A 23,031-nucleotide genomic window follows, 5' to 3' on the forward strand; every position below is an offset into this window, starting at 1 on the left:
TTATTGGCAAAGTGGTTTTATAAAAAACGAACCACCTAGTCATTTGATTAGGTGGTTTTTTGTAAATAAAAAAAGCCATGCTTTCTAATGCAAAATTGAAACTTCAATATGAAACATCATTTTGGAACGATGAAACTGTAGATATTTTATTAAACTAATAAAAGCCTTCGGGCTTTTATTTTACAACAGATAAGAACATACATTCGAAAGGAGAAAAATATGCAATATCAAGAATTCAAAGAATGGTTAGAAAACAATTCTAATTCAAAACATATCTTTTTAACAAAATGGAAAGACTATCAAATATCAAAAAATAGTAAACGAACTGGAAAAACAAAAAAATGGGACAATGATAAAATCATTCGCACTGGTGAAGAAGAATGGAAAAAAATCGTAATGAATACCTATCAAAAGCTTAAATCTCATTTAGGAATTCCAAAATACAATGGATATCAAGAATGGACTGATTTCATCGAAATAAATGAAATTCTAGAATCATTTGATAATAGTATTTTAGAAATAGAATTAGAATAGGAGTTGAATTTTATGGCAATGATTAAACAATACCAAAAGAAAAATGGTGAAAAAGCCTGGTACTTCAAAACATATCTTGGTATCGATCCATTAACTGGAAAAAAGAGATATACAACTAAAAGAGGATTCAAAACACAAAAAGAAGCGAAAATCGCACTAGCTAGACTAGAAGTTTTAGCTACAGATAAAAAACTAGTTACTGAGAAGACTTACACTTTTTCAAAAATAAAAGATATGTGGCTAGAACAATACAAGCCCACAGTGAGGGAAAGCACTTATACAAGAGTAAAATTCTTATTCGATAAAAATATTTCTGCGGACTTCGGCAACAAGAAAATACAAAGTTATAAAGTTGCGTATTGCCAAGAAGTAGTCAACAAATGGAAGAAAGAATATTCTACTTATAAAGCTTTAAAATCTTATACAACAGCTGTATTCGATTATGCAAAAAAGATGAATTTAATCACTGACAATCCTATGAAAGAAGTTAGCTTTTCAAAAGGAGAACAAAAAAAGAAAGTAGAAAAAATCAAATTCTATGAAAAGGACGAACTAAAAACCTTCTTAAATTTCTGCGAGAAAGATAGTTTCCCCATCACCTATCCACTTTTTAGGTTGCTTGCATTTACTGGGATGCGAAAAGGTGAAGCTCTAGCCCTAACTTGGGATGATATAGACTTCTTTAGTAAAACTGTAAGTATCACTAAAACAACAGTTAAAAACGGCAGCAATCAGATCGTTACTAATGAACCAAAAACAGCCGCTTCTAACCGAACTATTTCACTCGATGATGAAACTTTAAATGTTCTAATCAATTGGCAAAAGAAACAAAAAGAATATCTTCTCGCACATGGTCAAGTAGTGAAAAAAAAGAATCAAATAGTCTTCGCTTCCAAAAATAATAACTATCTGGATTCGAGTCGCCCTAATAACGTGCTTTCAAGAATATGTAAAAAGAATAACTTCAATGATATCAGCGTCCATGGATTTCGCCATACTCATTGCAGCTTATTATTCGAGGCGGGATTATCTATAAAAGAAGTTCAGGAACGATTAGGTCATTCGGACATCCATACCACGATGAATGTTTATGCTCATGTAACCAAAAAACAAAAAGATCAATCTGCTAACAAATTTGCATCGTATATTAACTCTTGAAAAGTATGGTCAAAAGTATGGTCAAAAAAATAAAAAAGCACTGAAATCCTATGATATCAAGGATTCCAATGCCTATTAATTTCAAAAAATTATTTTACTGTTACAGTTGCGCCAACTTCTTCAAGTTTAGCTTTTAATTCTTCAGCTTCGTCTTTTGACACGCCTTCTTTAACTGGTGCAGGTGCTCCGTCAACTACAGCTTTAGCTTCTTTCAAGCCTAAGCCAGTTGCTTCACGAACTGCTTTGATAACTTTAACTTTTTGGTCGCCAGTTGCTGTTAATTCAACAGTGAATTCTGTTTGTTCTTCAGCAGCAGCAGCGCCACCAGCAGCAACTGCAGCTACAGGAGCAGCAGCAGATACGCCAAATTCTTCTTCAATAGCTTTAACTAGGTCGTTAAGTTCTAGGATAGTTGCTTCTTTTAACTCAGCAACGATGTTTTCAATATTCAATGCCATTATAATTTCCTCCGTTTTAGATGTTTATATTTTTATTTATGCTATGCGGCAATTAAGCTGCATCTCCATCTTCTTTTTCTGCCACTGCTTTGACAGCGTAAGCCACGTTGCGGACTGGCGCTTGTAGTACAGATAGCAACATAGATAGAAGTCCTTCGCGATTTGGCAATTTTGCCAATGCTGTGATTTCTTCCAATGAAGATACTTTACCTTCGATGATACCGCCTTTGATTTCTAATGCTTTTGCTTCTTTAGCAAATTCGTCCATGATTTTCGCTGGTGCAACTACATCTTCGTTACTAAATGCAACGGCTGTAGGGCCAGTGAATACTTCGTCCAAGCCTTCTAATCCAGCTTTTTTTGCAGCACGAGAAAGAATTGAGTTTTTGATAACTTTCATTTCTACGTTTGCATCACGAAGTTGTTTACGTAAACGAGTTACTTCATCAACAGTTAGACCACGGTAGTCAACAACGACTACAGATGCTGCTGCTGTAAATTTTTCACTTACTTCATCAACGATTGCTGCTTTTTTTGCGATAATTGCTTCACTCATTTTTGAGTTTCACCTCCTGAATTTTTGATGGAAGAGTTCTTTACACTTAGTTATTCACCAAGTATTGTTCATCATCTATTCACTTCGTTCTTAGTGATTCACAATAAAAAACTCTATGCCACCGCAGACATAGAGGGACTATTGAAAGTATTCAATAAACGTCCTCGGTAGGAGATTAAGGCGAATGCCACCTACTGTCTTCGGTACAAGTTAATTATTAACCTCAACTAGCTTAGCATGCTAAACTAGTTGAGTCAAGAATTATTTTTTCAGTTGGATCAATCAACGTTCTAATTTAAATTAGAAAGAAGCTTGGTCTACATGGATACCAGGTCCAAATGTTGTTGTAACAGTGATATTTTTCATGTATTGACCTTTAGCTGCTGATGGTTTAGCTTTCACTAATACATCATGGATTGTTGTAAAGTTTTCAACAAGTTTTTCGTTATCAAATGATACTTTACCGATTGGAACATGCACATTTCCAGCTTTGTCCACACGGTAAGTTACTTTACCTGCTTTTACTTCGTTCACTGCTTTTGTAACATCCATAGTTACAGTACCAGTTTTAGGGTTTGGCATTAAGCCTTTAGGTCCTAAAACACGTCCTAAACGACCAACAGTAGCCATCATGTCAGGTGTAGCAACAACTACGTCAAAGTCAAACCATCCATTTTGGATTTTTTGGACCATGTCGTCGTCACCTACGAAGTCTGCACCAGCTGCTTCAGCTTCTTTTGCTTTGTCGCCTTTAGCAAATACTAAAACAGTTTGTGTTTTACCAGTTCCGTTAGGTAATACTACTGCACCACGAATTTGTTGGTCTGCTTTTTTAGGGTCTACGTTCAAACGGTATGCAACTTCAACTGTAGCGTCGAATTTTGCAATGTTTGTTTCTTTTGCTAATGCTACTGCTTCAGCAACAGGATAAACTTTACTTGAATCAACTTTTTTTAATGCATCTTGCATTTTTTTGCTCTTTTTAGCCATTTTGGTTCCTCCTTGATTGTGGTTATAACGGTTGTACCTCCCACGTGTTCTATATCTTTCAATACAGAGCCAACTGAGAAGCTACTTTCTTAGGGTGTAGAGATTATTCTACAGTGATCCCCATGCTTCGTGCAGTTCCTTCAACCATGCGCATTGCTGCTTCAACATTCGCTGCGTTTAGGTCTTCCATTTTTAATTCAGCGATTTCTTTGATTTGATCGCTAGAAACTTTAGCAACTTTGTTTTTGTTTGGTTCGCCTGAACCTTTTTCAATATTCGCTGCTTTTTTCAACAATACTGCAGCTGGTGGTGTTTTTGTAACGAATGTAAATGAACGGTCTTCGTATACAGAAATAACAACCGGAATAATCAAACCTGCTTGATCAGCTGTACGAGCATTGAATTCTTTTGTGAATCCCATGATATTGATACCCGCTTGACCTAGTGCAGGACCTACTGGTGGAGCTGGAGTTGCTTTACCTGCAGGAATTTGCAATTTAACGATTTTTTCTACTTTCTTTGCCACGAGACATACCTCCTTAAGTCCGTGATGTGGTTAATTGGAGATGCATATTTCTCCTCCCACGTTTTCTCTCATAATCATCTGATTATCAGACAAATAGTGCGCACGACAATGCACACTGATACAGTATAGCAAATATATTCTTTTTTTCAAGATTTTTTTCCTATAAATTTACATTCTATGGAAGAAATCGATAATTTTCTCCTTAAAACGTGAAGAACCTTCCCTATTTGTTTACCATTTGTGCTAAACTAGCGCCAAGAAGAAATGCTGACATGTGCCAGCTATATATCTGTAAATTTTAACGAGGTGAAGAAATGAAAGAATTAAAATACCGCAGTGTTTTCGATATTATCGGTCCTGTCATGATTGGTCCTAGTAGTTCTCATACCGCTGGTGCTGCTCGAATCGGTAAAATCGTCCGTAGTATTTTTGGCGAACAACCAGATTCTGTCGATATTTATCTTTATGAATCTTTTGCTAAGACTTATCGAGGACATGGTACCGATATTGCTTTAGTCGGTGGCTTATTAGGCATGGAACCAGATGATGAACATTTAGCAGATTCACTGAAATTGGCTTATGAAGCAGGCATGGAAGTATTATTCGTTCCAAAAGCGGAAAAAGCGGAACATCCCAACTCTGTAAAAATGTTGTTAAGAAAAGGGACTCGCAAACTTTCCGTAACTGGGATCTCGATCGGTGGCGGAAATATTCAGATATCTGAATTGAATGGGTTCAAGATCTCATTAAGCATGGGCACCCCTACCCTGATCATCGTCCATCGAGATGTGCCGGGAATGATCGCCAAAGTCACAAACATCCTTTCTGAAATGAATACAAATATCGGGACTATGACGGTTACTCGTGAATCTAAAGGCGAAAATGCGATCATGATCATCGAAGTCGATGACCCACAAGTAGATGATACTGTTAAAAAATTAAATCAATTGCCAAACATCGATAGTGTCAATTATTTCGATTAAAGGAGGAAGAAAAATGTTTTTCTCTATTGAAGAACTCGTACAGCAAGCAAACGACTATTCCAGTGTCGCTGAATTAATGATTGCTGTCGAAATGGAACTGAGCGGACGTTCACGCGAACAGATTATCGCGATCATGGAAAAAAATCTAAGTGTGATGGAACAATCCATTGCTGAAGGAAAAGCAGGTGTAACATCTGTAACTGGCATTACAGGTGGCGATGCAAAAAAACTAGACGATTATTTAAAGGAAGCTGATTTTCTTAGTGGTGAAACGATCCTGACTGCCGTCCGTAACGCGATTGCTGTGAACGAGGTCAATGCCAAAATGGGCTTGATCTGCGCAACTCCTACTGCCGGCAGTGCTGGAGTCGTACCTGGTGTATTGATGTCCGTCCGTAAGCGCTTGGAATTAAGTCATGAACAACAGTTAGAATTTCTCTTTACTGCTGGGGCATTCGGCCTAGTCATGGCAAATAATGCTTCGATCAGTGGTGCAGAAGGTGGTTGCCAAGCAGAAGTTGGTTCAGCCAGTGCCATGGCAGCTGCTGCATTAGTATGTGCAAAAAATGGTACGCCGCATCAAGCCGCTCAAGCCGTTGCAATTACTTTAAAAAATATGATGGGGCTGATCTGTGACCCTGTCGCAGGGCTCGTTGAAGTTCCATGTGTCAAAAGAAATGCGCTTGGTTCTTCTCAAGCTTTCATTTCTGCCGACATGGCGTTAGCCGGTATCGAAAGTGTCATTCCGCCTGACGAAGTTGTTGCTGCGATGTATCAAGTAGGAAGACAAATGCCCTCTATCTTCAAAGAAACAGCAGAAGGTGGTCTAGCAGCAACTCCAACTGCTAAACGACTAACAAAAGAGATTTTAAAATAAAACGTGGAAATGTTCTTTTATTAGAGGCGAAAAACGAATGTGGGACAAATCTAAAAATCAGGTTTGCTACAGACTCTCGAATAACCGTCGCCCAAAAGTCAGGTTTTCGGAAACTTCAAAAAAACGACTAGTTTTACCTGTTTTGTCGTTAGTGGTGTACTCTATCGAGGAGAGATGTTCCCTCAAAAAAAAAATAGCGCGTATCGACGGTTTTGTCGATACGCGCTATTTTTCTTGACTTCTTTTAATCTAGCAACTTAGTGTTTTTAATTTCGTTCACTGTTCTAGTACCAGCCAATTGCATAGTGATCGATAACTCTTTATTCAAATGATCAAATACAGAAGTAACACCTTGTGCGCCACCTAGGTTCAAACCATAGATGACTGGACGACCGATGGCAACTAAATCCGCCCCACTCGCTAGAGCTTTGAAGACATGTTCTCCACGGCGTACGCCTGAATCAAAGATAACAGGTACACGTTTATTGACAACTTCTGCTACTTTAGGCAGAACTTCAAAAGAAGCGGGTCCACCATCAAGTTGACGTCCTCCATGATTCGAAACCCAAATGCCATCTGCGCCGGCAGAAATTGCTACTTCAGCATCTTCTGGTGATTGGATACCCTTTACGATCACAGGTAGATTCGTTAAATCTTTGATTTTTTTGATATCTTCTGGTGTCAATCCTTGCTTAGCCGCTGCATAGATTTCAGAGATTCCTTTTCCTTCACCGTTTCCACTTGCACTCTGTTCACTATATGCTGCAAGGTTAGGCATTGGTAATGGGAATTGGAAATGATTGATGATATCTTCTTCTCGATACCCACCTAATGTCGAATCAGCGGTTAAGATAATTGCCTTTGCACCAGCTTCAACTGCTTTGTTCAAGATGAATTCATTAAAGCCGTCATCTTTACTCATATATAATTGGAAAAATTGTGGCGCACCAGGCGCTGCCGCTGCTGCATCTTGAATAGTTGTATTGGCGTACGTACTGATAGAAAAGATCGAACCAGCCGCAGCAACACCTTTCGCTGTATTCGCCTCTCCTTTTTCGTGTGCTAAGCCTTGCGCAGCAGATGGCGCTTGAATGATCGGCGTCTTCAAATCAATACCAAAAATCGATGTACTTAAATCAGCCGAATCGATTCCTCTCAACACTCGAGGCATGATTTTTTTCGTATTGAACGCTGTCGTATTTTCTTTCATCGTCCATTCATCTTCTGAACCGCCACGGATATACCCAAATGCGCCAGCTTCCATGCGCTCTTTTACTTTTCCTTCAAGTGAAGCAATATTTACGATATCAATTGAATGTTCTTCTGTACTTGCCTGATAAGCCATAACTAAATCCCTCTTTCTTTTTTAGTACAAACTCATCATACATCTCTTACTAAAAGTAAGCAAACATTTATACTCGATCTGAGTTTAAAATAAAAAAGTGTCACTCACAAGGAGGTCGAGACAAAAGTCGTTTAGGTTTGAGAAATTGGAGAAAAAAAGAAGCTAGGACAGAAGTGTTCAACTCCGAGAAATAAGAAGAAGTTAACGAAAATTGCTTTTAAATTTTTTTGGAATTTCAGCTTATTTAAGAAGGAGTTGCTTCTGTTCCCACTGTTTATCCGTTTTTAAAGAATGAGACAAAAGTGTTTCTTACTTTTGTCCCACATGCAAGAAATAAGCAAAAATAAATGTTGTGCTCGTTTCACTTGAGTTACACTCTTTTAAACAAAAGAATCCAGTTAAATAGCAAGTAGCAGTACTTTTTCGAATGCTAGTCGATTCTATTCATTCGGGTTCCAAACAAATTGTTGGACCAGTCGATCCACTTCCTGGTTTTCATGAAGCATGCTGTGTGCAGCATTTTCTCCTTCGACGACCTTTTCCTCAACTGGATTTTCATTTTGCTTGAGTAAAGCATACACTGCCAAGGCACTACTCAATGGAACAGTGCCATCACTAGCATCCGTTTCACTCAATTGTCCACCAACTAGCAAGAATTGGATAGTTGTAGGAACGTTGCCTATCAGTTGTTGGTAATCTTGGTACCGACTAGTTGTCACAGCTGGGCCATTTTTCAGCATATCATTTAAGCTTTGGGTACTGTTTTCTTCAAATTCATTAAATGGCGCCCCTAATGCAACAAACTTTTGGACTTGTGGTAACGATTGGTCTTGACCATAAGTAGCAAGATAACGCAGCCCGCTGACTCCTCCCATCGAGTGGCCAACGATATTCACTTTATCGATGCCATAGGTAGATTGTAGATATGTTAGACACGCTTTGATCCATTCAGTTTGATTCCATTCATTGTTTTTATTATCTGCAAATAATACTTGGACGATTGGATTGTCCGCTTTCTTTGTTAATTCTCCATCAGCCTGTACTTGACCATTGACATCAACCGTCAATGTCAACTCTTTTTGTGCGCTATCTTCTAATCGCTGGATCATTCCTTTAAAGGAGTTGACGGTTCCACCATAGCCATGGAGAAACAGCGTAGGTGTAGTCGTTTTTTCAATTTTTTCTTCTGTTGTTTGCATCGTTTCTGCCTTCTTTGTTCCAGTGGTTGGCTCATTGGTTGCTTTAGATTGACAGCCAGCCAGCAAAACTATCCCTAATCCAATCAAAAAACTGGTCATTATAAATTTACGCCATTTTGTCATGATCTGTCCTCCTACTAATGAATAACAAAAAAAGACGAAAAGAGTTGAGTAACAATCTTTCCGTCTTTCTTGCTGCTCCAGCGATATGCTTTTTTTAAACCACTTATAGCAACGTATTAATCGATTTTGTCTACTTGATCAAAATCAAGTTCTGTACTTGTTTCACGACCAAACATATCGATATTCACTTTTAATTTTTCTTTTTCTTCATCTACTTCTGTTACTTGACCTTCTAGTCCAGCAAAAGCACCTTCGATGATTTTGACTACTTCGCCTACTTCGATTTCTAAATCATTTTGGCGTAAGCTCATACCGATTGAACGCAAGATATGGTTCACTTCTTCTGGCAATAGTGGCGCTGGTTTGCTTCCTGCACCATGAGAACCAACAAATCCAGTTACACCCGGTGTATTACGAACGACATACCAAGAAGCATCCGACATGATCATTTCTACTAATACATAACCTGGGAATGTTTTATGAACGATTTCTTTTTCTTTACCGTTCTTTACTTCTGTTTCAGTTTCTTCTGGAACAACTACACGGAAAATAAAGTCAGCCATTTTCATACTTTGCGCACGAGATTCGATGTTTGCTTTTACTTTGTTTTCATATCCTGAGTATGTATGCAATACATACCAATTTTTTTCAAAAGATTCCATTAAGGGCTCCTCATTTCATTGTAAAATAAAAAAACCCCAGTTGCCCGAAGTTTTTCCTTCAACCTGATTATAGCACTATTTTACGATTTTTACTAGCGCCTTATTTCAATAAGAAAGCAAATAAACTTTGGATTGCTGTATCCATAACGAAAAACATCACACCAAAAATAATCGACGTTTCGATAACTACCAATGTATCTTTACGTAATTGCTTACGAGATGGCCATGTTACTTGTTTCATTTCTGCTTTGACACTTTTTAGAAACTTCATCCTTTATCCTCCTGTGTTCTATTTTGTTTCTTTATGTAATGTGTATTGATTACAATATTTACAAAATTTATTGATTTCCAAACGTTCGCCGCTTTTTCCTTCACTGATTGATTTTGTGTAGTTTCTAGAACCGCAAACGGAACAAGCTAATGCTGCTTTTTTCTTTGCCATTCGTTGTCCCCCCTTACTGAAAATCAAAATTATACACTTTTACAGTATCACGGAAAAGTTTTTCTGTCAATTCGTATTTAAACGGTCTATTGTTTTGTAATTAATTATGATATGATTAATTTGAAATGAAGTAAAAATGAGATATATGGAGGTAAAATTATGCTATTAAAAACACTTGTATATAAGAAAAAAGATTTAACAACTGTTACTGAGACCAACACTTTAGAAGAAGCATTAGAGATTTTAGAAAGTTCTGGCTATCGTTGTGTGCCGATCTTAGATGCTTCTGGAAATATTTTCCGTGGAAATATTTATAAGATGCACATCTATCGTCATAAAGCTAACGGCGGGGATATGACACTACCAGTTACACATCTATTGAAGAATGCCACAAAATTCATCTATTTAGACACATCTTTCTTTAAAGTATTTTTCACGATCAAAGAGCTACCTTACATCGCCGTACTTGACAATGAAAATCACTTCTATGGAATTTTGACACATAGTACTTTGTTGACTATGCTCTCACAATCATGGAGTGTCGAACAAGGTAGCTACGTGTTAACGATTGCGTCTACTGGTAAACAAGGCGATTTAGCAACGATTTCAAAAATCATCTCTAAATACAGCAGTATTGCCAGCTGTATTACACTCGATATCGAAAAGGATGAATTCATCCGTCGTACACTGATCACCTTGCCCGCTGACACAGACGAAAAAGTATGTGAAACGATTGTTAACCAGCTTGAAAAGAAAAACTATAAAGTAATTGAGATCGAAAATCTACAACACGCAGAATAAGCTTTCATAAACAAATAATTAGCCCAACAAAACTAGAGGCTAGAATCAATCAAAAATTGATTCTAGCCTCTATCTTTATATAAATTATTTTCAACTCGCACTTCCTATACGCGATTTTTAAAATCTAATGCTCGGTCTAAATAATACATCAATGGTGCTGACACAGCCATGATGATACACTCGCTTGCTGCTAATGTGCCATAAGTCGTCCAAAAGGCCTTTCCGCCTGTTGGTACTAACATGTACGCAATCAATCCCATGCTGATCGTAAAGAAGAGCGTATTTAGCGCTAACCGTACTTTTACATTTTTGATTTTATTTTGTAAGATAGCTGTTAAGCCTAAAGAAATCAATGTTTGTCCGCCACCAAAAATAACATCTAATATTCCAAAGCCAAAGAATGCGTTATAAATGATGACTCCTCCTAGTACACCCCAGAGTAATTTACGATTAAAAACCACTAAATGATTCAAACTTTCAGAAATTCGAAATTGGATCGGTCCAGATGATACTGGTGCAACTAAAATCGTTAACGCTAAATATAAAGCCATGATGATCCCATTCACTACGACGACCATTAGTCGTTTTTGTTCTTGTGTCTTTTGCATAATATAAGTCCTCATTTCTCCTAGTTTTTTTAACGCGGGATGGTTGATGAACCGCGGTTATCTTAAACAAAGAATCATTATAACAGACAATCTATAGATTTAAAACCATAGAATTCTTTGAATTGAAACAGTATCTAAAGAGCAAATGTAAACGTTTGCCAAAACAAAGAAATTATGCTACAAAATAGGTGTAAGAGGCATAAGGATTCCCAGTAGCGCAGACGAAGCAGGTTCTGCAAGAAAAGAATTGTTGTGTATCTAAAAAAGAAAAAAGGAAGTGGGAGTTTGAATAACCTCTTACCTGAACAAGATCTAGCAAGCAGCTGAAGAACTAAGTGGACATATCGAACCTTAGATTTCTTCTTCGTTTCAAACGAACGGATCGAGCGCTTGCTAGATTTTTTTATTTTTTTGAAATCTGTTCTTTTTCATTTCTGCACTCCTCTGCTATAATAACCAAGAATAAAAACATATGATTTGTTTTTTCTCTTTTTAAAATAAATTTTGATATTCAACAATGAATATTTCAGTCGCTAACCATTGGAGCGTTAAGCGAAAAATTGAGAAGTTCTCTGATTTTATGATTGAGTCAATAGCCAGCTCAACTTCTGAAATGTTTCGCAGGAGGCAAAAATGAAGTTTCATTATTATTTATTAATCAACCAAGCCGCTGGAAGCGGCTCTGGTAAAAAGGTAGCGGACAAGATCATCCCGCTATTTGCTGAAAAGAATTTGACCTATTCTGTTTATTATAGTAAGTGGAAAGGCCATGATGCTCAAATCGCTGAGGAGTTAGCAGAAGATACGCTGAAAGAATGGACTGAAGAAACCCGTGAGCAAGCAGCTCCTTTTCCTCTACTTGTAATTGTCGGCGGTGATGGAACACTGCACCAAGTATTGAATACTTTTCATCAACTGAAAGTTAATTTTCCTGTTGCATATATCCCTGCCGGTTCTGGTAATGATTTTGCTAGAGGTATCGGATTATCAAGGAATGCTGTAAAAGCATTAGAAAATGTGCTTGCTACAACTGAACCTCAGGAAATCAATCTATTAAGCTATGAAGAAAAAATCAGCGATAGACAAGGAGTTGTCGTAAATAATTTTGGGATTGGTTTGGATGCGGCAATTGTACATGCGACAAATCATTCGAATGCGAAAACACAATTGAATAAGTATAAATTAGGATCGCTTTCTTATATTTTTTCGATTTTGCGTGTTTTCTTTGTTCAAAGAGGATTCCCTATTTTAGTAGAAACTAGTGGAAAACAGGTCAGTTTTGAAAAAGCTTTTTTATGTACAGCAACGAATCACCCATACTTTGGAGGCGGTGTAGCCATCGCTCCCACCGCTGATATTGCCAAACCAACAATTGATTTTGTTGTCGTGGAGCGGATCAATCTATTCAAGATCCTGTGGATTACTCTTCTACTGACACAAAAAAAGCAACTCAATTCTAAAAATTTCCACCACTTTACCACTAGTAAATTGCGTATTGTTTCGACTACATCACAATATGGTCAAGAAGATGGTGAAGATACTGAAAAGCAACCATTCGATCTACAGTTGTCCACAAAAAAACAACTATTTTGGTGTAATTTAGCGCTTTGATAAGTATATAATTATAATGGCAAAGAGCGTGGGATAATAGTCCTTCTTAAAAAGAAAAGGTTCTATAATATTTTGTGTTGATGGAAATCAAAATCGATTTTCTACCAACACTTTTTTCTTTGTTTCAATCCAAAAAGAGACTCACATTTGGTAAAATTTAGTCGACAAAAACATTACCCTACCAAAGGAGTCGCTCTATGGATAATCATACTAGAAAATTACTCGGATCAACAGATAAACATTTATTTTTTGATGAAGAATGGCTGACTAAAAAACAATATAAAGGCGTTCAAGCACATTTTATTAGTGGAAGATTGGATGACTCACCTTCCATTGCAAACACTGCGGATTGGCTTTCATTATCCGTAACGATTCGTATACGACACGCACAGAACACGCCGTATATCGGACTAAGTTTTATCCTTGTCTCCACCAACATCATTTGACAAAGAGCCTCTATTTTTAAGGTTTTACGTTTTTCATACCAATCATTGGATCAATCAGTTGTTTTTCAATTGCTTCTGTTGTCAGAATATACGTCTGAGGTAATTGAGTCGCTTCTGTTTCCTTTTCTTCATCTTTCATCTGCTCTTTTGTTTCTTCAACCAATGAGAATAGATTAACATTACGTTCCTTTTCCTGAACAGACTCTTTTTGTTCGTTGTGCTCATTTTTTTCAGTTGGTGTCTCTGGTGTTTCACCCACGCTAGTGTATGAACCATCCTCAAACGGATCACTTCCACTCAATGAGTCCTCATAAGCTACTAGCTTCGTTCGTGTAGCGATTGTCATCTGCTCGTTTTCTTCGATTCTTTTTTTCAAGGTTGTCTTTCGGCTCGCTGATTCATTCTTCACACATGTAGCATAAGCGTTTTCTTCCCCTAAAAGTATCAGCAATTCTTTACTTCGAGTGACTGCAGTATAAAGTAGGTTTCGTTGGAGCATACGCTGATATTGGTGAACCATTGGCAAAATGACCATTTTGAATTCACTACCTTGTGATTTATGGATCGAGCAACAATAAGAGAGCGTGATCTTATTCCACTCATTCCGTTTATACGTGACTTCATTGGCATCAAATTGAATCACCAATTCATCAATCTTATCTTCAGAATCTTTTGCCAACACAATTCCCGTGATTTCTCCCATATCGCCATTAAACACATTTAATTCTGGCGTATTTACTAACTGGAGTACTTTATCTCCGATCCGATAGACTGTATCGTTCCAATGAACTTCTTTGCGTCCATCCCTTCCCGGATTAAAGATATTTTGCATCATCTTATTCAGCGCATCGATTCCTGCTGGACCACGATACATTGGAGCTAATACTTGGATATCTTGTGCAGTAAATCCTTTGTTCTTCGCTTTTTCCACGATCTTCGCAATCAACGGTTCAATCGTATATGCATCACTTCTGAAAAAGGATCGATCCCTCTGATTCTTTGTAAAATCAGCTGGCAATTGTCCTTCTTTGATTTCATGAGCAAGTGGAATAATACTTGAACCATCTCCTTGACGATAGATCTGATTCAGTTCCATTTTAGGAATCTGATCGATTTCCAACAAATCATGCAGAACCTGACCAGGACCTACAGAGGGTAATTGATCTTTATCCCCAACTAAAATAACTTGCATATTTGTAGGAATAGATTTAAATAAAGTGTTCGCTAACCATGTATCGACCATCGACATTTCATCGATGATCAATAAACCACCTTCCAGCTCTTTCGTGCTGACTGTTGGTGATTTTTCACGTCCATTCAATCCAAGCAATCGGTGGATCGTGCTTGCCGGAAGTCCTGTCGTTTCATTCATTCGCTTTGCTGCCCGACCAGTTGGCGCTGCCAACAATATCGGAAAAATTTCCTGTGTATATTTCTTAGGATCTAATTCCAACCCATTCAATTCCGCAAACAAATTGACGATTCCATTGATAACTGTCGTTTTCCCTGTGCCAGGTCCTCCAGTTAAAATGAATAATGGCGAACGGACTGCTTCTGAAATGGCCTTCTCTTGGGACTCTCCATATTGGATACCAAAAACTTTTTCGATACGACGAATATTTTTTTTCACTTCTTTTTCTGGATACTTGATTTCCTTTTTTCGACTAAGCAACCGTTGAATCGAATTACCGATCCCCCATTCAGAGAAAAACAAACTGTTATCATAGAGATTGGTCCCTTCTTGTTGGATCTTTCCCTCTTCGACAAGTTGGATGATCACCGTTGCCACTTGATCTGGTTGAATTTCAATCGGTCGGCTTGTTTCCAAAATCCTGATGGTTTGGCTAAGAAGCATCTCAGCAGGAACATATGTATCGCCAGTTTGTACCGCATGCTGAAAAATTTGGTGTAAGATTGCTGCCCGGACACGTCTTGGAGAATCGGCGGCGATCCCTAGTTGCTCTGCCAAGTTATCTGCACGTTTAAAGCCGATTCCTTCAATATCTTCAACCAGTTGATACGGATTTTCTTGAATGATATCTAGTGCTTCATTTTTATAAGTTTGGTAAATACTAAACGCAAGCTGACTACCAAAACCATAGCTGTTCAGCCCCATGATCACTTGATCCATTCCATGATTCAAGCGAATCGTTTCCGCGATCATTTCTCTTTTTGGCTTAGTCAAACCAGAAATCTGTTTTAGCACTGAAGGATCAGCAATGATTTTTTCAATCGCGTCTTCACCCAATAACTCAACGATTTTTTCTGCTGTTTTCTTTCCGATACCCGGAAATTTCTCACTAGACAAATAACCAACAATACCGTTGGCTGTAGTAGGCTTTTCTTGCTCATACCGCTCAACTTTTAGCTGTCTGCCATATTTAGGATGGTCTACTAATTCGCCGTAGAACCGATATAACTCATTTTCTTGGACATCTCCAAAGCTTCCTGTCACAACGATTTCTTTTTCACGATAATCAGCAGTTGTTTCAGTGACCCGAACCAGTAAGACTTTATAAAAATTACTAGGATTTTGGAAAAAAATTGCGGCAACTGTGCCAACAAAGTAAGGCATTTCTTCTGGCTGCATTTTGCCGCCTCCTTCAATTATAATAGTGGTTCTGGTTTCGTATCTTTCCCTAAGAAATCAATTTCGTTCCATACTTTTAATTCATAAGGGAGTAAATTATACGGTTCTCCCGTCTCTAAAATCGTAAGACTACTATTGAAGAGTCCGCCCATTTCTCGCAATTGGCTCAATTCTTTTCCCACCATCCATTGAATAGCGGCAGTCAATGATGCACCATGGCCGACAAAAAGAATCGGTCCCTCATGTTGTGCGACAGCATCCGCTACTACTGTTTCGATCCGCGTAATCGCAGACTCGATCGCTTCTCCTCTAAAAAGGGTAGGATCATATTTATCGAGATGTTGCCGTAGATTAGGCAGTGTTTCAGGATATTTTTGATACATTTCATCAATTGGCTGGCCTTCTAAATCTCCTAATCCTAGTTCTCTCAACTTATCTGTATAAATGATTTCAACTGGATGGACTAGCTCTTTATTTATCCCTTCTGCTGTATCACGTGCGCGTTTCGCTGTACTGGAATAAATTGCCTTGAACGGCACATATCTCACTTTTTTACCAAAAGCTTTGATTTCTTCATAGCTTTCTGCTAAAAGGGGGGAGTCTCCGTTGCTGCCTTGAAAACGGCGTTCAAGATTCCATTCTGTTTTTCCATGTCTTGTAAAATATAGTTCCATTTGCATCGGACTCCTTGCTGTCACTTTTTAAAAGTAGTGTCTGCTAATTAATAGAATAATGGCTCTGCTGAATAAATAAAATTGCTAGTAAAGGGCATTCCCCTTTTCCCTTGCTTAATGCTTGAGCCAGAATATTTGCTAAATGGCCTCTAGTCTAGCTTATCATTTTCATAGTGATGTGTTAACTCTAAATTTGGAAATCCTTGTTGTCGCAATGCTTCGTAGACGATCATTGCCGCAGTATTTGACAGATTCAATGAACGGACATGTTCATCATTCATCGGGATTCTTAAACATTTTTCTTCATTTTCACGCATGAATTCTTCTGGCAAGCCCGTTGTTTCTTTCCCAAATAAGAAGAAGTGTTCTTCTCCATCTGCAAAATTTTCATCACTGTATACCTTATGAGCAAATTTTGAAATCAAATGAAGTTTTCGATCACCTAGATAAGACAAAAAAGCGTCCAAATTAGGATGGTGTGTGATGTTCACGTCATTCCAGTAATCTAATCCAGCACGTTTCAAATGTTTATCATCTGTTGAAAATCCTAGAGGTTCAATCAAATGGAGTGGTGTATTCGTTGCAGCACAAGTCCTTGCAATATTTCCAGTATTGGCAGGGATCAATGGTTCAAATAAAACAATATGGTTCATAAGGATCAATCCTCTCATCTATATGTTAGTTCATTACTCTCTTTATTTTGGCATAAAAAAAAACGTATCAACTCGGTGTCAGTCACTGCGAGTCGTTACGTTAGTGAAGCTCTTCTCACTAACTTTTATCAGAACAGGAACCTGATAAAAACCAATGAAAAAACAACTTGTGGCTACTATACCACCTATAAACTCTTTTTGCAACCTTTCAAAAACAATATTTCTATTGGAATCGTTTTCTCTTATTTCCTTTTAATAATTCTACATCAATTGTAATTTTTTTCAAAGGATCCTGGGCTAATTGCTCTTTTATCGCTGGGCTGACCTGCCATTCTAAAGGTGACATCGCTAAGAGATCTTGCTGATTTTTTTCAGGTATCTCAAATTCATATGTCACACGTTGACGTCCAACTAACTCCAGAGAATCAGCGAATTTGGCTACTACTCGCTCATTTGAATACTGTTGTTTTTCTGGTTGATCCGGATAAAAAGCTTGTCGTAGTTCTTTTAGATAATTTTCTTGAGGGACGATTTTTAAGATTTCTCCATCATCGGCCAGTACCCGTTGGAATTCTTGGTAATGAGAAGGTGAAAAGATATTCAAGACCGTATTGAATTGCTGATCTTCAAAAGGAAGATTCGTCAAATCCGCCACACACCAAAATGCAGAGATAGGATGCTCTGTCGCTGCGTACACCCCTTCTTTTGAAATATCAAAACCCACAGCGCGGTTTAACGGATGCAGCTGGTCGAGAGCGAATAAGAAACTTCCCTCTCCACATCCAACATCTAACACATCTGCCTCTTGAGGCAATTCTTGTGCTAATAATTCGAGAACCGGCTGATACATTCCAGATTGGATCATTCTGCGCCTAGGTTCGAACATTTCTTGATCATATTCTGTCTTCACAGCATGGGATAAGAAATATAGCGTGCCTTTTTTGGAGAGATCGAAATGATGGTTCTGCTGACACACCAAACCATTATTCGTTGTTTCAATCTTTGTGTGACACAGTGGACAACGAAATAGTCCTTTATTCTCCAGCAAAAACTGGCGTCCTTTGTCGATTTTTTTTAACATTTTCCCGCTCATTTCTCGTTTCAAATAGTAAACGTTGATTTTACACTTTCATCTTACCGTTAGAACAAAACTTTAGCAACTACAAAAAATATGTTACAATCTCCATGACTAAGGCGAATATAAAGGAGCAAGAAAATGATCAGAGAATTTTGCGCAGAGAACTATACAGCGATCCCTTTAGCAATCTCAAGAGGAGCAAACCGTATTGAACTATGTGACAACTTAGCTGTTGGAGGAACAACTCCCAGCACAGGTGTCATTGAGGAAGCGTTAAGTTACGCAGGTGAAAAGGAAATACCGGTTATGACGATCATCCGTCCGCGTGGAGGCGACTTCGTCTATAACGATATCGAATTAAAAATCATGCATACAGATTTGATTGAAGCAAAAAAATTAGGAACTGATGGTGTCGTTTTGGGCTGTTTAACTCCTTCTGGCTGGATCGACGAAGAAGCAATGGAATTATTGCTTGAAACAGCGGAAGGATTACAAACCACTTTCCATATGGCATTTGATAGTATCCCTAAAGACCGCCAGTTTGCAGCAATCGACTGGTTAGCAGAACATGGCGTTGATCGTATTCTGACTCATGGTGGCGATGCAAGTGACCCAATTGAAGCTCATTTTGATCATCTCAAACAATTGATTGCTCACGCTAATGGGCGCTTGATCATTCTTCCTGGCGGAAAAGTCAATTATAAAAACGCCGATTCTGTAGCAACGGCGCTAGGTGTTACTGAAGTCCACGGCACAAAAATCGTACCATTAGACTAAAAAAACGTAAAGGACTAAGTATAGTCCTTTACGTTTTTTGATTTATTCCATGATTGTCTGTTTATATAAATAGCATTCTAGTCATTTCACTTCGGGCATTCATCAAAATACTTTGAACAGAATCATTTCTACATAAAATATCCCATAAATAATGAAGCAATATTGAAATAAATCAATACACTTGTCAAATCACTCAATGTTGTGATGAATGGTCCACTTGCAACTGCCGGATCAAAGCCAAGTCGGTCCATCAACATAGGAATCAGACTTCCTGCTAAGTTGGCAACCGTAATCGCAAACAGCATCGCAATCCCTATAACAAAGCCCAGAATGAAATTGTGCTTCCAGAAACCAACAATCAAGAAAATAGTTAATCCGGTAACCGCACCAGTCACTAGTCCAGTTAATACCTCTGCCAAGATCAAACGAACAAACCCATGATCTTTTTCATCTGAGATAGCTAATCGCCTTACAGCAACCGCCAAGGACTGTGTACCAGCATTTCCAGCTGTACCAGTGATCAGTGAAATAAAGACAGCTAGAATACTTGCTTCACTGACTAAATCTTCATAATGACTGATAAGTGAAGCTGTTGACATTCCTAGAAAAAGAAGCGTAACTAACCATGGCAAACGCCTGGAAGCTGCCTTAACAGGGTTCTCATTGATTTCCTCTACGTTGACCCCTGCTAAACCAGAATAGTCACTCGCTGCTTCATCATCAATAACATCAATGATATCATCGACTGTAACGATCCCTAATAGATGATCATCATAATCTGTGACTGGTAATGCCAGAAAGTCATAGTCACGGAAAGTTTGAGCAACATCTTCTTGGTCATCGCCTACATGAACAGACAATACCCGTTCACTCATGAGGTCAGAAATCATCGTGTCATCATCATTCACAATCAAATCACGCAAAGAAATAACACCAACTAACTGTCCTTCTTGATTGACTACATAGATATAGTATATCGTTTCTGCAACATCTGCTTCATTTTTCAACACGTACATTGCAGAACGTACGGTTTGATTAGCAACGATCGAAACAAACTCAGTGGTCATGATCGCACCGGCTGTTTCATCTTCGTAATGCAGCAATTCTTTGATCTCGCTGGCATCATCTGTCGACATCAAGCTTAAATATTTCGCGATTTGTTTTTTATCTAGTGTATTCAATAAGTCGACGGCATTATCCGTATACATTTCTGACAACATTTCTGCTGCATAACTCGGACGCATTTCGTCTAAATACTCTTTCATGTGCTCATTGTCTTCTTCGATCACATCGAACATATCCGCTAATTCTTTAGGAGACAAATACGCGTAGATCAGTTGGCGATCTTCTTCGTTAAGGGATTGATAAAATTGCCCCTGCTCATAAATATGCATCTCCAAGAAGCTGTTTCTAAATTCCTGAATATTATTCTCTCTCAAATCCTGAGATAACTGGGCAAATCTTTCCTCTAATTCTTGATTTTCATCCAAACCAATCTCACCTCACCTTAATCTTCAAACCGTTGAACGATAGCTGCCATGTCCTGTGCCAAAGGCTGCTTAAATTCTAATAATTTTTGTGTGAAAGGATGATAAAAACGTAGATCATAGCAATGCAATGCTTGCCGTTCAATACCTAGATCCATTCGTCCACCATACATTTCGTCACCTAAAAGGGCACAACCAATCTCAGAAAAATGAACTCTGATCTGATGGGTTCTTCCAGTATGCAACTGAATATCCACCAATGCAATTTCAGAGTCTCTTTTTTCTAACCAGTATTCGGTTTGCGCACTTCGACCATCGACATGGACCTGACGCTTCAACAATGATGAATAGTCCCGTGCAATGGGTAAATCGATCCAACCATGTTCCTTTAAAACATCTAAACTTCCACTAATAAGTGCTTGATATTTTTTGATAAACTTTTTTTCCCTAAGCTGAACATCTAATTTCGCATGTGCAAAACCATGTCTTGCAAACAGCATCAAACCAGAGGTATCGCGGTCAAGCCTCGTGACAATATGAACGACCTGATCCTCATAACCTTGTCGCTTATAGTATGCTTTTACACGATTCGCCATAGTTCCATTCGGGTGGTATTGTGCTGGAATCGAAGAAATACCAGCTGGTTTATTGACCACCAAAAGATGCTCATCTTCATATATAATGTCAATCGGTGTCTCGTCTAAGAGTACCGTTTCATGCTCACCTTCAGCAGGAATCACAATGGTTACCTTATCATTGTCTGAAAGAGAAAACAAGACATTTTCTCTTTTGTCATTTACTTTGATCGTTCCACCTTGAAATTTTATTTTAGCTAGCAAACCTTTAGAAATACCTTTTTCTTTTAAAAAGTATTTTAATTGTTGCGACTGCTCTTTTTCATATCTCCATTCAAATTCCATACTACCCCTCACCAATAAAGGCATCTTTTACACGATGCCAAAAATGCATATGACGATACGAAGCAAAATGAATCCGTTCTTTCGCGATTCGATAGTAGATGGAACGGATATTTGATTCTGCAATATCGAGTTGATCGACCGTCACAAGATAGTCTTCTGTATTTTCTAGTTTTATTTCTACCCACTCATCCTGTGCGATGACCATCGGTGAGCCTAATGTTCGAAACACTCGGTTGTTCAATGAAGCAATTTCTGCTAATTGAAAGGCATTGATACTTGGGTGGATCACAGCGCCACCAATACTTTTATTATATGCTGTTGAACCAGTAGGCGTTGAAACAGCTAGACCGTCTCCTCGAAAACTTTCAAAAAGTTCGTTTTTAATGTAGACATCCGCCACCATCGTTCGATTGGAGCGCTTGATTGTCGACTCATTCAACGCAAAATAATGTTGATCTGGCTTGTCATCTACGTAGCTGATACGGACATCCAACAAGGGATAACTGACACTCTGCTCACGATTGGTCTGCAAGCTATCCACAAGTTCTTCTAATTCGTAATCTCGCCAATCGGTATAAAAACCTAAGTGACCGGTATGCACACCTAAAAAACGAACATCGTTCAACAGATGCGTATACCGATGAAAAGCCGATAGTAAGGTGCCATCTCCACCAACAGAGATCACTAACTCTGGCTGCTGTTCATCTGTTTGGATCCCCGCTTGTTCCAAAAGATGCTTCAATCGCTCAGTTACTTCTAAGGTTTTGCTTTCTTGATTATGAACGATCGCTACCTTCATCTTTTGCCTCCTCTTTCAGCTTTTCTCTGGTGAGTAATGTCCGATAATAGATATCATCCGATTTTCCTCTGCCATGAGAAAATAGGCGTTGTGCCTCCTGGATTTCTTCTCGTATATTCGACATCTCTTCATCTAGTTGGTAGGCTGCTTCCGCCGCCCGTTGAAGTCGTTCACTCATTTCTTCTGGAAATACGCCTTGGTATTTATAGTTTAATGAATGTTCGATCGTTGCCCAAAAATTCATTGCTAATGTCCGAATTTGAATTTCAGCGAGTATTTTCTTTTCGCCACTGATCAATTGGACTGGATACTCGATGACCAAATGATAAGAACGATAGCCACTTGCTTTTTTATTCGTGATATAGTCTCTTTCTTGGATAACCTTCATGTCTTTACGATTACGAATGATCTCTACCACTTGATGGATATCTTCAACAAATTGACACATGATCCTCAAACCAGCAATATCCGACATTTCTTCTTCTAAACGTCCCATGGGGATATGTCGTAACTGTGATTTTGTGACGATGCTGTCAACCGGCTTCACTCTTCCTGTCACAAATTCAATCGGAACATGACGATTCTGTTCTCTGAATTGTTTACGAATTCCACGTAGTTTTACTTTTAATTCTGATACTGTTTGCTCATATGGTGCTAAAAATTCTTCCCAGTCTCGTTCCATAGCTGATCCCTCTACTTCATTAACATTCTTTTTCATTTTACCATATAAATGT

Annotated in this window: 25 protein-coding genes, 1 pseudogene, 1 riboswitch and 1 other annotated feature; of the genes and pseudogenes, 8 read left to right on the plus strand and 18 right to left on the minus strand. The window is 38.3% G+C overall.

The window, feature by feature from the left end:
• Window positions 1-219: 219 nt before the first annotated feature.
• Together DVW83_RS08355 and DVW83_RS08360 are read left to right on the plus strand one after the other, a co-directional pair.
• Window positions 220-534, plus strand: coding sequence for a hypothetical protein (locus tag DVW83_RS08355; protein WP_137239288.1), 315 nt, complete (start codon window positions 220-222; stop codon window positions 532-534).
• Between the two features lie 12 nt (window positions 535-546).
• Window positions 547-1,692: a site-specific integrase gene (locus DVW83_RS08360; RefSeq protein ID WP_137239290.1), complete on the plus strand. Its 1,146-nt coding sequence runs from the start codon at window positions 547-549 to the stop codon at window positions 1,690-1,692.
• 89 nt (window positions 1,693-1,781) lie between these two features.
• Here DVW83_RS08360 and rplL read toward each other — a convergent pair whose 3' ends face one another.
• From rplL to rplK, 4 genes are all read right to left on the minus strand, one after another.
• A complete protein-coding gene (gene rplL / locus DVW83_RS08365) occupies window positions 1,782-2,150 on the minus strand; it encodes a 50S ribosomal protein L7/L12 (RefSeq protein WP_081134063.1) in 369 nt (122 codons plus the stop codon).
• Window positions 2,151-2,202: 52 nt separating this feature from the next.
• Window positions 2,203-2,706 carry a 50S ribosomal protein L10 gene (gene rplJ, locus DVW83_RS08370; protein WP_005878979.1) on the minus strand — a complete coding sequence of 168 codons (504 nt, stop codon included), beginning with the start codon at window positions 2,704-2,706 and terminating at the stop codon, window positions 2,203-2,205.
• A gap of 95 nt (window positions 2,707-2,801) precedes the next feature.
• Window positions 2,802-2,928: a sequence feature (ribosomal protein L10 leader region), on the minus strand.
• A gap of 78 nt (window positions 2,929-3,006) precedes the next feature.
• Window positions 3,007-3,696 carry a 50S ribosomal protein L1 gene (gene rplA, locus DVW83_RS08375; protein ID WP_005878981.1) on the minus strand — a complete coding sequence of 230 codons (690 nt, stop codon included), beginning with the start codon at window positions 3,694-3,696 and terminating at the stop codon, window positions 3,007-3,009.
• Between the two features lie 103 nt (window positions 3,697-3,799).
• Window positions 3,800-4,222: a 50S ribosomal protein L11 gene (gene rplK, locus DVW83_RS08380; RefSeq protein WP_104660029.1), complete on the minus strand. Its 423-nt coding sequence runs from the start codon at window positions 4,220-4,222 to the stop codon at window positions 3,800-3,802.
• A 314-nt stretch (window positions 4,223-4,536) separates the two neighbouring features.
• On the opposite strand from rplK, the gene sdaAB reads away from it, so the two are divergent.
• Window positions 4,537-5,205, plus strand: a complete 669-nt coding sequence (sdaAB, locus tag DVW83_RS08385) for an L-serine ammonia-lyase, iron-sulfur-dependent subunit beta (protein WP_104660030.1) — start codon at window positions 4,537-4,539, stop codon at window positions 5,203-5,205.
• A gap of 13 nt (window positions 5,206-5,218) precedes the next feature.
• Window positions 5,219-6,082, plus strand: coding sequence for an L-serine ammonia-lyase, iron-sulfur-dependent, subunit alpha (sdaAA, locus tag DVW83_RS08390; protein WP_104660031.1), 864 nt, complete (start codon window positions 5,219-5,221; stop codon window positions 6,080-6,082).
• A gap of 244 nt (window positions 6,083-6,326) precedes the next feature.
• Here the strand turns inward: sdaAA and DVW83_RS08395 are convergent, their stop codons facing one another.
• The 5 genes from DVW83_RS08395 to rpmG all read right to left on the minus strand — a co-directional run bounded on the left by DVW83_RS08395 (window position 6,327) and on the right by rpmG (window position 9,853).
• Window positions 6,327-7,427: a lactate oxidase gene (locus DVW83_RS08395; protein WP_104660032.1), complete on the minus strand. Its 1,101-nt coding sequence runs from the start codon at window positions 7,425-7,427 to the stop codon at window positions 6,327-6,329.
• Window positions 7,428-7,867: 440 nt separating this feature from the next.
• Complete coding sequence (locus tag DVW83_RS08400; protein WP_104660432.1) at window positions 7,868-8,749, minus strand: alpha/beta fold hydrolase; 882 nt, start codon at window positions 8,747-8,749, stop codon at window positions 7,868-7,870.
• Between the two features lie 116 nt (window positions 8,750-8,865).
• A complete protein-coding gene (nusG, locus tag DVW83_RS08405; RefSeq protein WP_005878994.1) occupies window positions 8,866-9,411 on the minus strand; it encodes a transcription termination/antitermination protein NusG in 546 nt (181 codons plus the stop codon).
• Window positions 9,412-9,511: 100 nt separating this feature from the next.
• Entirely contained in the window at window positions 9,512-9,682 is a 171-nt protein-coding gene (secE, locus tag DVW83_RS08410; protein WP_005878996.1) for a preprotein translocase subunit SecE, read from the minus strand.
• Between the two features lie 18 nt (window positions 9,683-9,700).
• Window positions 9,701-9,853 (minus strand): 50S ribosomal protein L33, encoded by a 153-nt coding sequence (rpmG, locus tag DVW83_RS08415; protein WP_005878997.1) that lies wholly within the window; start codon window positions 9,851-9,853, stop codon window positions 9,701-9,703.
• Between the two features lie 159 nt (window positions 9,854-10,012).
• On the opposite strand from rpmG, the gene cbpA reads away from it, so the two are divergent.
• Window positions 10,013-10,654: a cyclic di-AMP binding protein CbpA gene (cbpA, locus tag DVW83_RS08420; protein WP_104660431.1), complete on the plus strand. Its 642-nt coding sequence runs from the start codon at window positions 10,013-10,015 to the stop codon at window positions 10,652-10,654.
• A gap of 104 nt (window positions 10,655-10,758) precedes the next feature.
• On the opposite strand, the gene DVW83_RS08425 is transcribed toward cbpA, so the two are convergent.
• Window positions 10,759-11,262, minus strand: coding sequence for a QueT transporter family protein (locus tag DVW83_RS08425; protein WP_104660430.1), 504 nt, complete (start codon window positions 11,260-11,262; stop codon window positions 10,759-10,761).
• Between the two features lie 14 nt (window positions 11,263-11,276).
• A riboswitch (PreQ1 riboswitch) is annotated at window positions 11,277-11,323 on the minus strand.
• A 572-nt stretch (window positions 11,324-11,895) separates the two neighbouring features.
• Between DVW83_RS08425 and DVW83_RS08430 the strand changes: the two genes are divergently transcribed.
• Window positions 11,896-12,873, plus strand: a complete 978-nt coding sequence (locus DVW83_RS08430; RefSeq protein WP_104660429.1) for a diacylglycerol/lipid kinase family protein — start codon at window positions 11,896-11,898, stop codon at window positions 12,871-12,873.
• Window positions 12,874-13,070: 197 nt separating this feature from the next.
• Window positions 13,071-13,267, plus strand: a pseudogene (locus DVW83_RS08435) (ISL3 family transposase); the annotation flags it as partial.
• A gap of 68 nt (window positions 13,268-13,335) precedes the next feature.
• On the opposite strand, the gene recD2 reads toward DVW83_RS08435, so the two are convergent.
• The 4 genes from recD2 to DVW83_RS08455 form a co-directional block, all read right to left on the minus strand.
• Window positions 13,336-15,909, minus strand: coding sequence for an SF1B family DNA helicase RecD2 (gene recD2, locus DVW83_RS08440; RefSeq protein WP_104660428.1), 2,574 nt, complete (start codon window positions 15,907-15,909; stop codon window positions 13,336-13,338).
• 17 nt (window positions 15,910-15,926) lie between these two features.
• Window positions 15,927-16,583, minus strand: coding sequence for a histidine phosphatase family protein (locus tag DVW83_RS08445; protein ID WP_104660427.1), 657 nt, complete (start codon window positions 16,581-16,583; stop codon window positions 15,927-15,929).
• Between the two features lie 149 nt (window positions 16,584-16,732).
• Window positions 16,733-17,236: a tRNA (uridine(34)/cytosine(34)/5-carboxymethylaminomethyluridine(34)-2'-O)-methyltransferase TrmL gene (gene trmL, locus DVW83_RS08450; RefSeq protein ID WP_104660426.1), complete on the minus strand. Its 504-nt coding sequence runs from the start codon at window positions 17,234-17,236 to the stop codon at window positions 16,733-16,735.
• A gap of 223 nt (window positions 17,237-17,459) precedes the next feature.
• On the minus strand, window positions 17,460-18,317 hold the full coding sequence (locus tag DVW83_RS08455) for a methyltransferase domain-containing protein (RefSeq protein ID WP_104660425.1): 858 nt from the start codon (window positions 18,315-18,317) through the stop codon (window positions 17,460-17,462).
• A gap of 135 nt (window positions 18,318-18,452) precedes the next feature.
• Here DVW83_RS08455 and DVW83_RS08460 point away from each other — a divergent pair, with 135 nt between their 5' ends.
• The gene (locus DVW83_RS08460) at window positions 18,453-19,091 is read left to right on the plus strand and encodes a copper homeostasis protein CutC (protein WP_104660424.1); all 639 of its coding nucleotides are present in this window, start codon (window positions 18,453-18,455) and stop codon (window positions 19,089-19,091) included.
• 128 nt (window positions 19,092-19,219) lie between these two features.
• Here the strand turns inward: DVW83_RS08460 and mgtE are convergent, their stop codons facing one another.
• The 4 genes from mgtE to DVW83_RS08480 are packed head-to-tail and all read right to left on the minus strand — an operon-like array spanning window position 19,220 to window position 22,979.
• A complete protein-coding gene (mgtE, locus tag DVW83_RS08465) occupies window positions 19,220-20,581 on the minus strand; it encodes a magnesium transporter (protein ID WP_104660423.1) in 1,362 nt (453 codons plus the stop codon).
• 17 nt (window positions 20,582-20,598) lie between these two features.
• Entirely contained in the window at window positions 20,599-21,498 is a 900-nt protein-coding gene (locus DVW83_RS08470; RefSeq protein ID WP_104660422.1) for an RluA family pseudouridine synthase, read from the minus strand.
• A gap of 1 nt (window position 21,499) precedes the next feature.
• Window positions 21,500-22,297: an NAD kinase gene (locus DVW83_RS08475; RefSeq protein WP_005879010.1), complete on the minus strand. Its 798-nt coding sequence runs from the start codon at window positions 22,295-22,297 to the stop codon at window positions 21,500-21,502.
• Window positions 22,275-22,979, minus strand: coding sequence for a GTP pyrophosphokinase (locus DVW83_RS08480; RefSeq protein WP_005879011.1), 705 nt, complete (start codon window positions 22,977-22,979; stop codon window positions 22,275-22,277). The genes DVW83_RS08475 and DVW83_RS08480 overlap by 23 nt, the downstream gene beginning before the upstream one ends.
• Window positions 22,980-23,031 lie beyond the last annotated feature (52 nt).

This window comes from Enterococcus sp. VV15 (assembly GCF_005236045.1).
GTDB lineage: Bacteria > Bacillota > Bacilli > Lactobacillales > Enterococcaceae > Enterococcus_B > Enterococcus_B durans.